General features: G+C 64.0%; 9 protein-coding genes, 2 pseudogenes and 1 riboswitch. Of the genes and pseudogenes, 9 read left to right on the forward strand and 2 right to left on the reverse strand.

Going from position 1 to position 13,122, the window contains the following annotated elements; all coding sequences use genetic code 11:
- The first annotated feature begins 89 nt into the window (after positions 1–89).
- The 9 genes and pseudogenes from AXW84_RS22735 to moeB all read left to right on the forward strand — a co-directional run bounded on the left by AXW84_RS22735 (position 90) and on the right by moeB (position 9,850).
- Positions 90–695: a pentapeptide repeat-containing protein gene (locus AXW84_RS22735; protein WP_068238718.1), complete on the forward strand. Its 606-nt coding sequence runs from the start codon at positions 90–92 to the stop codon at positions 693–695.
- A 1,116-nt stretch (positions 696–1,811) separates the two neighbouring features.
- Positions 1,812–2,840 (forward strand): acetamidase/formamidase family protein, encoded by a 1,029-nt coding sequence (locus AXW84_RS22745; protein WP_068238722.1) that lies wholly within the window; start codon positions 1,812–1,814, stop codon positions 2,838–2,840.
- A 55-nt stretch (positions 2,841–2,895) separates the two neighbouring features.
- Positions 2,896–2,992, forward strand: a riboswitch (TPP riboswitch).
- 181 nt (positions 2,993–3,173) lie between these two features.
- The gene (gene thiS, locus AXW84_RS23765) at positions 3,174–3,275 is read left to right on the forward strand and encodes a sulfur carrier protein ThiS (protein ID WP_157887201.1); all 102 of its coding nucleotides are present in this window, start codon (positions 3,174–3,176) and stop codon (positions 3,273–3,275) included.
- A gap of 67 nt (positions 3,276–3,342) precedes the next feature.
- Positions 3,343–5,186, forward strand: a pseudogene (gene thiC / locus AXW84_RS22750) (phosphomethylpyrimidine synthase ThiC).
- Positions 5,187–5,357: 171 nt separating this feature from the next.
- Positions 5,358–6,107, forward strand: coding sequence for a hydroxymethylpyrimidine/phosphomethylpyrimidine kinase (locus AXW84_RS22755; RefSeq protein ID WP_068238724.1), 750 nt, complete (start codon positions 5,358–5,360; stop codon positions 6,105–6,107).
- A gap of 28 nt (positions 6,108–6,135) precedes the next feature.
- Positions 6,136–6,744 carry a thiamine phosphate synthase gene (locus tag AXW84_RS22760; RefSeq protein ID WP_236943205.1) on the forward strand — a complete coding sequence of 203 codons (609 nt, stop codon included), beginning with the start codon at positions 6,136–6,138 and terminating at the stop codon, positions 6,742–6,744.
- A 12-nt stretch (positions 6,745–6,756) separates the two neighbouring features.
- Positions 6,757–7,496: pseudogene (locus tag AXW84_RS22765) on the forward strand (thiazole synthase).
- Between the two features lie 132 nt (positions 7,497–7,628).
- Entirely contained in the window at positions 7,629–8,750 is a 1,122-nt protein-coding gene (gene thiH, locus AXW84_RS22770; protein ID WP_068238728.1) for a 2-iminoacetate synthase ThiH, read from the forward strand.
- A complete protein-coding gene (gene moeB, locus AXW84_RS22775) occupies positions 8,747–9,850 on the forward strand; it encodes a molybdopterin-synthase adenylyltransferase MoeB (protein ID WP_068238730.1) in 1,104 nt (367 codons plus the stop codon). Before thiH ends, moeB begins: the two co-directional genes overlap by 4 nt.
- Before the next feature lie 36 nt (positions 9,851–9,886).
- On the opposite strand, the gene AXW84_RS22780 is transcribed toward moeB, so the two are convergent.
- Together AXW84_RS22780 and AXW84_RS22785 are read right to left on the reverse strand one after the other, a co-directional pair.
- A complete protein-coding gene (locus AXW84_RS22780; RefSeq protein ID WP_068238732.1) occupies positions 9,887–10,507 on the reverse strand; it encodes a thiamine phosphate synthase in 621 nt (206 codons plus the stop codon).
- A gap of 10 nt (positions 10,508–10,517) precedes the next feature.
- Positions 10,518–13,067, reverse strand: a complete 2,550-nt coding sequence (locus tag AXW84_RS22785) for a DUF5686 and carboxypeptidase-like regulatory domain-containing protein (RefSeq protein ID WP_068238734.1) — start codon at positions 13,065–13,067, stop codon at positions 10,518–10,520.
- Between the last annotated feature and the right edge of the window lie 55 nt (positions 13,068–13,122).

Genomic DNA, 13,122 nt, shown 5'->3' on the forward strand with positions numbered 1-13,122 from the left:
CAAAGAAACGCGCCCTTGCCGGTACGCCGCGTGAAGCATACCGGCCAGCGGTGCTACTTTTGGGCCCCCACCGTTCGCCTTTTGCGCCCATGAAACCGTCCCGCAAACCCGTTGTGCTGCGCCCGCCCACCCGTTTCCCCTCCGACCAAGTGGTGGAGCGCTGGGACGCCCGCCGCCTGCTGGCCGAGGGCCCCGAGTTCGAGCAGTTCCATTTCATCGGTGGCGACTTTGGCGGGGCCGACCTCAGCCGCCTGCGCTTCCTCGACTGCCGCTTCGAGCGCTGCAACCTGGCCGCGGCGCAGCTCAACCAAACCGCCCTGCAAAACGTGGCCTTCGACGGCTGCAAGCTGCTGGGCGTGCCCTTCGGGGCCTGCCGCGACCTGTTTTTTGGCGTGCACTTCGATCACTGCCAGCTGCGCTACGCTACCTTCGGGGGCCGCAAAATGCCGGCCACCCGCTTCGCCCACTGCACCCTCGACGAGGCCGATTTTACCAACGCCGACCTCACCGGGGCCCTGTTTGCCGACTGCTCGCTGGTCGGCACCGTGTTTCACGACACCCAGCTGGCCGGGGCCGATTTCCGCACCGCCACCGGCCTCGCCCTCGACCCCGAAGCCAACGGCCTCGCAGGGGCCCGTTTCGCCCTGGCCAGCCTACCGGGCTTATTGGAGAAGTACGGGCTGGTGGTGGAGTAAGGGAGCGGGTTTTTTTGTGCTGTGAAGGACCGTTTACAAGATTTAAAAGCCTAATGGCTTATTTAAATCACCGTTTTCCTGAACACTAGTTATTGATACCCAACTGGCGTCAATAGCGGATATCGAAGCGACCTTGTGTTAGTTCACTGGTCACGTAGGGCGCCCAGGTCTGACGCAGTTGTCCCTCAAACGTGCCTGCTATGATGTGGCGCACCGTGTCCACCTGCGTTAGCACAATGCGGCTGGTCGCGGCCGTGCTCAGGGCCAGCCGATGGGTGGCCTCCGTCGTCAGGTTGTCCTGCAGGGCAAATCCGGTTGGCACCGGTCTGACCGTGCCGGTGAACTGGGGCGAGCACCGGTAGCTTCCTGGCCCTCGGACGGAGTCCAATTGCAGCAAGAAGTCTTCCGTGTGCTGCGCGGTAGTAAGTCGAGTCGTCACGAGCAATCTAGGCAGTCCCGCTGGCCCGCGGTCGACCCTGGCCGAAAGCGTATTGTCATGGCAGGGACCTGAAAAAACGCACGTTTGCCCGTAGGTGGTCCACACACGTCCGTCCACTTGGAAGCCTAATGTATTGGCACCAACGGCGGTGGCGGGGGGCAGCCGCAACTCCGGCTCCGGGGTTTTGGAACGAGTACACCCACCCAGGAATAGGCAAGCACCCAGGAAAGCCATTGAATAGGGAACAAGCGTCATGTGGTGGAAGGAAAGTGGAAGGAAAAGCAAGAGCAATGTAACAGCATTGGGGTTGCATAGCACTGGCATGACCGTTTTTTTAATGCTCGTTTCCGCGAACAGATGCAATCAGCCTTACAACTAGTGGCCAGTTGCCCATATAGTGCGGTACGAGTTTACGAAACTCGTCTACGATTTAAAGTTTACGAAATAGCCCAAAGAGATGCGTTTCGTAAACGCCCAAAATGGAGTCTGGTCCCCCGCTAAAGTACCACGTCCAAGCAGCGGGGCGGTGGGGAAGAAAACCGCCCTTATTCCAAGAGTGGGTTTATAAGAAGCATTATGTAAGGCACCAAAGTAATGCCGCTGCAAAAACACCGCTGAATAACAACCCAACCAAACGCGGCGCCTGCCGGAACGCTCCCACTGCGTACTTTCCGGCCATGAAAACACTTTTCCTCGGATTACTGCTAACCGCCGGCCTGCTGGGGGCCCCGGCGGCGTGGGCCCAGCGCCAGCCGCAGCACGAATTGCAAATCACGCCGGCCACCGCGGCCTGGGGCTACTACGACGCCGCCGCGCCGCCGGTGCTGCGCATTAAGTCGGGCGAGAGCGTGCGGGTGCACACGCTCATCACCTCCAACCCCGCGCGGCTGGAAGGGGCGGGCGTGGCCCCGGCGCAGGTCGAGCAGTCCTTGCGCGACATCACCACGCAAGTAACCAACAAGGGGCCCGGGGGGCACATCCTCACGGGGCCCATTTTTGTGGAAGGCGCCGAGCCCGGCGACGTGCTGGAGGTGCGCATCCAGCGCATCAAGCTGGCCATTCCCTATGCCTACAACGCGTTTGGGCCCAAGAGCGGCTTCATTCCGGAGGACTTCCCGTACGCGAAGATGAAAATCATTCCGCTCGACGAGAAGCAGGGCGTGGCCCATTTCGCGCCGGGCATTGACGTGCCGCTACGGCCGTTTTTTGGCAGTATGGGCGTGGCCCCACCGGTGGCCGCGGGCCGCATCAACAGCGCGCCGCCCGGCATCCACGGCGGCAACCTCGACAACCGGGAGCTGGTGGTGGGCACCACGCTGTACTTGCCGGTGCACGTGCCCGGGGCCCTGTTTTTTGTGGGCGACGGCCACGCTGGGCAGGGCAACGGCGAGGTCGACATCACGGCCCTGGAAACCTCGCTCGTCGGCGACCTCCAGTTCATTGTGCGCAAAGACTTGCACCAGAAGCTGCCCCGTGCCGAAACGCCCACCGCTTACATCAGCATGGGCCTGAACGAGGACCTAACCCTGGCCGCCAAGGACGCGGTGCGCGAGATGATTGATTTCCTGGTGGCCACCCGCGGCCTAAGCCGCGACGACGCCTACATGCTGGTGAGCGTGGCCGGCGACCTCGACGTGACGCAGGTGGTGGACGGCACCCGCGGGGCCCACGTCATCCTGCCCAAAAGTATTTTCGGGAAAAAATAGGGCCCCGCGCCCGGCGCTCACGCAGCCGTTTGCCGCCGGGAGCGTATGTTTGAGGGGTAAACTTTAGGGGTGCCCCGCCACGTGGGGCTGAGACAATACCCTTGGAACCTGATGCGGATAATGCCGCCGAAGGGAAAAGTACTGGTCCGCACGCGGCCGCCCGATGGGCGCGCCGTGGCCGGCACCCACTATTGTTTGCGGTTCGCATTTCCCCAACTAATCAACTAGTTGCATGATCTGCTACGTAAATAATTTGCCCCACGAAGCCGCCGAACAGCAGCCGTTGCAGGAGCTGCTGGCGGCCCTGGGCTGGTCCAGCCGCGCGGCCTCGCCGTGGCCCTGAACGACGCTGTGGTGCCCCGCGCCGAGTGGGCCACCCGCGCCGTGCAGCCCCACGACCGCCTCACCATTATCCGCGCCACCCAAGGGGGCTAGGCGGGTGCCGGCTCCTTCCCTCCCCATTTTTCCGACGAAGAAAAAAGACCAGGCCCCCCAGCAGACGCTGGTGGCGCGCCAGCCCCTCACGGGTTCGCGCAAAGTGTACGTGCCCGGCACGCTGCACCCGCACATTCGAGTGGCGATGCGCGAAATCGAGCTGGCCGACACCGAGCGCAAGTCCGATTTCGGCTTCCCGTCGGAGCAGAACCCGCCCGTGACGGTGTACGACACCAGCGGGCCCTACACCGACCCGAACGTCGAAATTGACCTGAAAAAGGGCCTGCCGCGCCTGCGCGAAAGCTGGATTCTGGAGCGTGGCGACGTGGAGCAATTATCTGGTACTACCTCGGATTACGGCCAGCAACGCGCCGCCGATAACAGCCTGGACCACTTGCGCTTCGAGCACATTTCCGCCCCGTTGCGCGCCAAAGTTGGGGCCAACGTGAGCCAGATGCACCACGCTAAGCAAGGCCTCATCACGCTCGAGATGGAGTACATCGCCATCCGCGAAAACCAGCGGTTTGACGAGCTGCCGGCCGATGACCCGCTGCGGGTGCAGCACCGCGGCCATAGCTTCGGGGCCAACACGCCGGAGGGCCACATCACGGCCGAGTTTGTGCGCCAGGAAGTGGCCGCCGGCCGCGCCGTGATTCCCTCCAATATTAATCACCCCGAGAGCGAGCCGATGATTATCGGCCGCAACTTCCTGGTGAAAATAAACACCAACATCGGCAACTCGGCCGTTACGTCCTCCATTGAGGAAGAGGTAGATAAGGCCGTGTGGAGCTGCCGCTGGGGCGGCGACACGCTGATGGACCTGAGCACGGGCAAGAACATCCACGAAACCCGCGAGTGAATTATCCGCAACTGCCCGGTGCCGGTGGGCACGGTGCCGATTTATCAGGCCCTCGAAAAGGTGAACGGTAAGGCCGAGGACCTGACCTGGGAGCTGTTCCGCGACACGCTGATTGAACAGGCAGAGCAGGGCGTCGACTACTTCACCATCCACGCCGGCGTGCTGCTGCGTTACGTGCCGATGACGGCCAAGCGCGTGACCGGCATCGTGCCGCGGGGGGCTCCGTTATGGCCAAATGATGCCTGGCGCACCACCAGGAAAGCTTCCTGTACACGCACTTCGAGGAAATCTGCGAAATCATAAAAGCCTACGACGTGGCCTTTTCGCTGGGCGACGGCCTGCGCCCCGGCTCCATCGCCGATGCCAACGACGAGGCGCAGTTTGCCGAGCTGGAAACCCTGGGCGAACTCACCAAAATTGCCTGGGCCCATGATGTGCAGGTGATGATAGAAGGCCCCGGTCACGTGCCTATGCACCTCATTAAGGAGAACATGGACAAGCAGTTGCGCGAGTGCCACGAAGCCCCTTTTTATACGCTGGGGCCGCTGACCACCGACATTGCCCCCGGCTACGACCACATTACGTCGGCCATCGGCGCGGCCATGATTGGGTGGTTTGGCACGGCCATGCTCTGCTACGTAACGCCCAAGGAGCACCTCGGCTTGCCCAACAAGCAGGACGTGAAGGACGGCGTAATTGCCTACAAAATCGCCGCCCACGCCGCCGACCTCGCCAAAGGCCACCCGGGGGCCCAGTACCGCGACAACGCCTTGAGCAAAGCCCGCTTCGAGTTTCGCTGGGAAGACCAGTTCAACCTCAGCCTCGACCCCGACACCGCCCGCGAGTACCACGACGAAACCCTGCCCGCCGAAGGCGCCAAAGTGGCCCACTTCTGCTCGATGTGCGGGCCGCACTTTTGCTCGATGAAAATCACGCAGGAAGTGCGCGACTACGCGGCCAAACAGGACCTCACAGCGGCGCAGGTGCTCACGCAGGGCTTGCGTGAGAAGTCGCGGGAGTTCGTGGCCAAGGGCAGCGAGCTGTACCTGTAGCGTAGACTCTGCGAGTCCGCGCGTGGGTCCGTCTGTCATCCTGAGCTTGCGAAGGATCTTATTACCTCTGCGCCGATTGGGATTACTGCAAATCGCTGCGGCGTGATTTAAGGTCCTTCGCAAGCTCAGGATGACAGACGTTCTCAGTAACCAAGCGCTAATAATTAAGCCATGCGCCCCTACGTACTCACCATTGCTGGCTTCGACCCCAGCGCCGGGGCCGGCGTGCTGGCCGACGTGAAAACGCTGGAAGCCAGCAGCGTGTACGGGCTGGCCGTCTGTACTGCCCTCACGGTGCAAACCGACGCGGTGTTTGAGCGGGTGCGCTGGGTGCCGCTAGCCGACGTCCAAGACCAAATCCGGCCGCTGCTGGCGCGGTTTGAAGTTGGCTTCGTGAAGGAGGTTGGCCTCATTGAGGGCCTGCTGCTGCTGCTGGAATTGTTGCAGTGGCTGAGGGCCCAAAACCCGCATATTCAAGTCATTTGGGACCCGGTGCTGCAAGCCACGGCGGGCTACAAGTTCCACCCGCAACCCGACCCGCAGCTGCTGCAAGCCACCTGCCAGGAACTAGCGCTCATCGCCCCCAACCGGCCCGAAGCCCTGCGCCTCTGCCCTGCCGCCACGACCGAAGCGGCCGCCGAAACGCTGGCTGCCCAGTGCCCAGTGCTGTTGAAGGGCGGGCACGCCGCCGGGGCCCTGGCCACCGACGTGCTGCTGGCCGCCGGCCAACGGCACGCGTTTGGGGCCCCACGCCTGCCGCACGGCGCCAAGCACGGCAGCGGCTGCGTATTGTCTGCGGCCGTGCTGGCTCGGCTGGCGCTGGGCGACGACCTGCCCGCTGCCTGCCGGGCGGGCAAGGCCTATACCACCCGGTTTTTAGCTAGCAACGATACGTTGTTAGGGTACCACTCTAGAATATAAGATGATGAAAATTAATATATTACATTACTTGGTTGCCCATGCCGAAGCGGCTGAACTGGCTTGCCAAGGCGGGGTGCGCTGGGTGCAGTTCCGGGCGAAAAACCTGTCCTACGCTGAGTGGCGGCAGCGCGCGTCGGAAACCCAAGCTGTGTGTCGCCGCCACGGTGCCGTGCTCATCGTCAACGACAGCCCGGCGCTGGCGTTGGAAATTGGCGCCGACGGTGTGCACTTGGGCCAGCAGGACATGAACTCCGCGGAGGCCCGCGCCCTTCTGGGGCCCCACGTCCTCATCGGCGGCACGGCCAACACCTTTGCCGACGTCGAGCGGTTGGCCGCCGTGGGCGTGGACTACGTGGGGCTGGGGCCGCTGCGCTTCACCACTACCAAGGAAAAGCTAAGCCCGCTGCTGGGGCTAGCCGGCTACGCGGCTGTGCTAGGGCAGTGCCGGGCGGTGGGGCTGGCGCTGCCCATCGTCGGCATTGGGGGCGTGGCGCTGGCCGACGTGCCCGCGCTGCGGGCCGCCGGGCTGTACGGCGTAGCGGTGGCCGGGGCCATCGGCGGGGCCCCCAGCCCCGCGGCGACGGCCGCGCAGTTTCTCGCAGCATTGAATGAACCAGTTAAAACACTCGCATTATGACAACCCAACCCCCTGGTCATTGCCGGGCGCACGTTCACGTCGCGGCTCTCCACGGGCACCGGCAAGTTCAGTTCCTCGGGGCTGATGGAAGAGGCCCTGCTGGCCTCCGGCTCGGAGCTGGTGACGGTGGCCCTGAAGCGCGTGAACGTGGCCGATGCCGACGACGACATCCTGCGCCACCTCGGCCACCCGCAGTTCAGCCTGCTGCCCAACACCTCGGGCGTGCGCACGGCCAAGGAAGCCGTATTTGCCGCCCAGCTGGCCCGCGAGGCGCTGGAAACCAACTGGCTGAAGCTCGAAATTCACCCCGACCCCAAGTACCTGCTGCCCGACCCCATCGAAACCCTGAAAGCCGCTGAGGAGCTGGTGAAGCTGGGCTTCGTGGTGCTGCCTTACATCCACGCCGACCCTGTCCTATGCAAGCGACTGGAGGAAGTGGGCGTGGCGGCGGTGATGCCCCTGGGCTCACCCATCGGCTCTAACAAGGGCCTTTTGACGCGAGAGTTTCTGGAAATCATCATCGGCCAAAGCAAGGTGCCGGTGGTGGTGGATGCCGGTATTGGGGCCCCCTCGCACGCCGCCGCCCTGGAAATGGGCGCCGACGCGGTGCTCGTGAACACGGCCATTAGCCCGTGGCCATGGCCTTCCGGCTGGCTGTGGAAGCGGGGCGCTTGGCCTACGAAGCCCGACTCGCGGCGCCGGCAGCCCAGGCCGTGGCCAGCTCGCCGCTCACCGCATTTCTGGATGTGTAGAACGGAGAAACAGAACGGTCATGCTGAACGCAGTCGAAGCATCTTTCCCGCAGCAGTATTCAGTTGCTCAGCGGGAGAGATGCTTCGACAGGCTCAGCATGACGTCGATATTTCCACAGCTTACTTTAAATCATGAGTTTCCGCCCCGTTTTTGAAGCCCATTCGTGGGACGAAGTGAAGGCCAGCATCTACGCCAAAACCGGGGCCGACGTGGAGCGGGCCCTGGCCGCGTCGCGCCGCACGCTGGACGATTTCAAGGCCCTAATCTCACCCGCGGCGGCGCCTTATTTGGAGCAGATGGCGCAGCTCAGCCAGTGGCGCACGCGCCAGCGGTTCGGCCACACCATGCAGCTCTACGTGCCGCTGTACCTGAGCAACGAATGCCAGAACATCTGCACGTATTGCGGCTTTAGCTTGGACAATAAAATAGCCCGGCGCACCCTCAGCAGCGTAGAAATGCTGGCCGAAGCCGCCGTACTAAAGGGCTGGGGCTACGAGCACGTGCTGCTGGTGACCGGCGAGGCTAACCAAACGGTGGGCGTCGATTACCTCGAAAAGGCCCTGCGCACGCTGCGCCCGCACTTAGCCCATTTGTCGATGGAAGTGCAGCAGCTGGATCAGGCAGACTACGAACGCCTCATCCCCGAAGGGTTGAACACAGTGCTGGTGTACCAGGAAACCTACCACCAGGACGACTACAAAAAGCATCACCCGAAGGGTAAAAAATCGAACTTTCATTACCGCCTCGACACGCCCGACCGGCTAGAGCGGGCCGGCATCCACAAGATGGGTTTGGGCGTATTAATTGGGCTGGAAGACTGGCGCACCGACTGCTTCTACACCGCGCTGCACCTTGATTACCTGGAACGTACGTACTGGCAAACCAAATACAGCCTGTCGTTTCCGCGGCTGCGGCCGGCCGAAGGAATGCTGCAACCCAAGGTGGAGATGAGCGACCGGGAGCTGGTGCAGCTCATCTGCGCCTACTGGCTGCTGAGCGACGAAGTGGAGCTGTCGCTTTCGACGCGCGAAAACCCAACCTTCCGCGACCATGTTGTGCAGTTGGGCATCACCAGCCTCAGCGCCGGCTCCAAAACCAACCCCGGCGGCTACGCCGTGGCCCCGGAGTCGCTGGAGCAGTTCGAAATTTCCGACGAGCGCAGCCCGGCCGCCATTGCGGCCATGCTGCGCCGCCAGGGCCTCGAACCCGTCTGGAAAGACTGGGGTGCCACCCTCACCGCCCTCGCCCGATGACTTCCGCCGTGTCCCCCAAAACCCTGTCTGCTGCCGAAACCCACCGCTACAGCCGCCACCTGCTGCTGCCCGAAATTGGGGTCCCGGGCCAACTCAAGCTAAAGGCTGCCAAGGTGTTGGTGGTGGGCTGCGGAGGGCTGGGCTGCCCGGTGCTGCAATACCTGGCCGCCGCCGGCGTGGGCACCCTGGGCTTGCTCGACTTCGACACCGTGGACGAGAGCAACCTCCAGCGCCAGGTGCTGTACGCCACCGCCGACGTAGGCCGGCCCAAGGCCCTGGCCGCCGCCGCCCGCCTGGGGGCCCAAAACCCGTTCATCAACTTGGTGCCGCACCAGTTTGCCCTCACGACTGCCAACGCCTTAAGCTTGCTGGCCGGCTACGACCTAGTGGTGGATTGCTCGGATAATTTCGCCACCCGCTACCTCGTCAACGATGCTTGCGTGGTGCTGGGCAAGCCGCTGGTGTACGGGGCCATCTTCAAATTCGACGGCCAGGTGTCGGTGTTCAATTATCAAAACGGGCCCACCTACCGCTGCCTCTACCCCGAGCCCCCGGCCCCCGGCGAGGCCCCCAGCTGCGCCGAAATTGGGGTGTTGGGCGTGCTGCCCGGCCTGGTGGGTACCTTGCAGGCCACCGAGGTGCTGAAGCTGCTGACCGGCATCGGCGAAGTGCTCAGCGGCCGGCTGCTGGTGATTGACGCCCTCGGGATGCGCTTCCAGACGCTGCGTTTCCGCGCCGTGCCGGCCGAGCAGCAGCGCACGACGCTGGAAGCCGATTACGCCGCCTTTTGCGGAGAGGCTCTGCCCACCGCGCCGCCCGCGCCCGAAATCAGCGCCGCCGAGCTGCGCGCCTGGCAGGACAGCGGCCGGCCCCTGCAATTGCTCGACGTGCGCGAGCCCCACGAACACGCCCAGCGCCACATTGGCGGCCGGTTGGTGCCGTTGGGTCAGCTGGCAGGGGCCCTAGCCGAGCTGCCCGCCGACGTGCCCACCGTGGTGCATTGCGCTAGCGGCGTGCGCAGCCAGCGGGCCGCCCGACTGTTGCTAGAGCAAGGGTTCCGCGAGGTATATTCGCTGCGCAACGGCTTGGCCGATTGCTGATAAATAGCAACTAACAAGCCGTTTGCTTTTGCATGGTTACTTTGAAGCCGACTGCTTAGCACTCAATTGCAAGGTCTGGAAGGTGGCCACTGGATCCGGGCTTTGCCACACCGCGCCCAGCACGGCCGCGCCCGCAAAGCCCATTTCCCGCACGGCGCCGAGGTTAGCCGCTGCGATGCCGCCCAGGGCCAGCACTCGCGGCTGGTAGCCGGGGCGGGTCGCCCAGCGGGCCAGGGCCCCCGGCAAGGCGCCCAAATTAAACGCCGCCCCGTAGCCGGGTTTGCTGCGGCTGTCAAAAACGGGGCTCAAGAATACGTAATCGTAGCGGCGTCGGTGTTGGGCCACCTCGGCTAGGCTGTGAAACGACGTGGACAACGTGAAACCGCTGCCCGGGGGCCAGAGCGGGGGCCCGGCCGCCCGCCCGGCCGGGAGGTGGGCCCCGCGCAGGCCGTAGCGCGGCACCAGCTCGTGGTAGTTGTGCAACACGAGCCGGGAATGAAACTCTTTAGGAATAGCCTCAATATAGGCCACTAGCTTCTGGAACGGGGCCCCCGGCTTGCGCACGTGCAGCGCGGTTAAGCCCGCCGCTAGCAGGGCCCCCGCTACGCGGGGCTCTACAGCCGCGGTAGTGGGCGGCGTGATGACAAGCAGTTGCACGGCCGGTAGCTTAGAGGCGGAACTGGGCCCCCACGCGGATGCCGAAGTTGCGGGGTACGGGCTCGCCAGAACCTGTGCCCATGGCGTCGCGGTAGGTGAGGCGGTGGATAAAATCGACCCGTATGAACTTGAAAATGTTCTCGATGCCATAGCCCACCTCCACGTAGGGCACCTTGTCGAGGGTAGCCAGCGGGGCCTGGGGGCGGCCGTAGGCATCAAGCGGCTGGCGTTGGTTCAGGTCACTAAGGCCGCCGTAGAGGGCGTTGGCGGTGGCCACCAGGCGCCAGTTCAGGGCCCGGATACCGGGGATGGCGTTCAGGACGATGCCTTCGAAGTGGTGGTCGATCCGCAGCGAAAGCGAACGGTCAGTGACGAACTCAAAGTAGTTCATCAGGTTGAACGCGTTGGCGTTGTAAAACGGCGTTTGGTTGCCAAGCGGAATTTTGAGGAACAGCGCCGGCAGGCGGTCGGGGGTGTAGCTGCCCTCGGCGCGGTAGTTGAGGCGGCCCAAGTGCCCCACCGACACGCTGTGGTTCACGAGCAGGTTGAACTTCTGGTACGAGCTGCCGCTGGCCTCAGTGAACAGGTCGCGGGCCCCCAGCGTGTAGCGGAACGTGAACACCGGCCACCGCTTCAGGCCAATGGCGCGGCGGCGGTTTTCCGACTGCACCAGGTTTTCGTCGGGCGCGTAGCGCGACTCAAACACGATTTCCGAGAGCGTGATGTCGGGCACGATGCGGTTTTCGCGCCGGTACACAAAGTCGTTGAGCAGCCTAATGTTCTGCTCGCGCACCGTCACTGTTTCGGTGAAGCCGTGGAACAAATCGCGCTGCACCGACCCTGAAATCAGGTCGCGCAGAATGGGCTTTCCTTCGCTGAACTTGCCCCAACGCGAGGCCGCCACAAACAGGTTGTTGTCGGGCAGGAAATCGTTGTCGAGCAAGGCGGCCTGCTCTACGTCGTGCCGAAACTCGCCGCTAAACACCGTCCAATGGCGGCGCTCGGCGATGTAGGCGCTCTTCAGGCCGTACTTCACCCGGCCGTCGCGGGTGCCGTAGGCCACGTAGGCCTGCGTCACGGTGTTGCGGCTGATGGCGGGCGTGGTGCGGAAGCCTAGCCGGAAACGGTTGCCCTCGTAGTCGTTGTGCGAGTAGGAGTTGATGATGGGCCCCAGCTCGAAGTTGCCCACGTGCTTGTAGCCGTTCACCACCAAGTCAATGAGGTCCAGCGTGCTGCGCACCGACGGTAGCTCGCGGGCCGAGTCGAGCACGGCGAACGTCTGCCGCTCGCTCAGGTTCAGCGTGTCGGGCCGGTGCTGGTCGAAGTAACCGTCGCCGGCCTTGGCCTGCCCGCTGATGAGGCCCAGGTTGCCGCGCCCGTTTTCGGCCGGCTCCATGATGGTGGACACGATGGGCGTATCGTAAAAGCTGCCCTCGTGCGGCTGGTTGCGCACCACGTTGCTGGCCACCGTGGTGAAGCGCACGCGCATGGCGGCCTGCTTGTCGTAGGGCCGCAGGCCCACCACCAGCTTGGTGCGGGCGGCCAGCCCGGGCCCGTCGGCGGGCGGCGTCAACTCTTGGAAAACGCGCAGGTCGCTCACGAAGTTGATGTTGGCGTTGGGGTTGGCCGCCAGGTCCACGCGCCGCAGGGCGTAACCGGTTTTGGTAATCCAGATGGTGCCCTGGAAGGCCAAGTCGTGGCTGCGCTTGGGGGCCACCGTCAGCTTGTAGCACTGGTCCTGGCCCACCAGCACCGAGTCCACTAGCTCGTAGTTATAGGTGACGCGGCCACCCTCGGCAATGGGCGAGATAAAGTCTTTGCCCAGAATGTTTTGCCAGTTGGGGTAAAAGTCGAAGTTCTGAAAGTTCGAGCCCAGCATTTGCGACAGGATGGAGCCTTCGCGGGGCCCCGCGCCGCGCATTTGCTTGTGCTGGATGTCCTCGCGGCGGCGCAGGGGCCCGTAGCGCTGGTACACGCGCGAGCCCACTTCGGAGGCAAACAGCGGCAGGGGCGCGTCGGGGTCGGAGGCGGCGGCGGCGCCCTGGCGCACGGCCAGCGCCCGAATGTCGCGCACCACTTTGCGCTTGGCCAGGGCAGGCGGCAAGTCTGTCAGGCTCACCTCGATGCGGTTGTAGGCGTCGTATTCGGCGGCGCTCAGGGCCCCGCGCTCGTTCTGGGGCTTGTGTTTCTGCACCTCGCGCAAAATGCGGAAAGCCGGGTTTTCGCCGGGCCGCACCACCACTTCGGTAAGGGCCACGCCGCCGCCCTTTTTCAGGCGCAGCAGGATGGTTTGGTCGGCGTCGGCGGTGAGCTTGCGCCGGGCCGTCAGGAAGCCCAGCGACGAAGCGGCTACCGAATCGGCGGGGCTGCCGAGCACCAGCTTGAACTTGCCGTCCACGTCGGCCGTGGCCCCAGTGCTCGTGCGCGGCACAAACACCGACGCAAAGGGCACCGGCTCGCCCGTGGCGGCTTCCACCACCTGCCCGCGCAATACCATTCGCTGGGCCGCGGCCGGTAGCGCCAGCAGGCACCCCAGGAGCAGCGAAGCTAAAAACTTCATAGAAAGGACGGTTGGGCCCACCAGCGAGGTCTGCCGACGGGTACGCAAGTTACGC

Source organism: Hymenobacter sp. PAMC 26628, assembly GCF_001562275.1.
In the GTDB taxonomy this organism is placed as follows: Bacteria; Bacteroidota; Bacteroidia; order Cytophagales; family Hymenobacteraceae; genus Hymenobacter.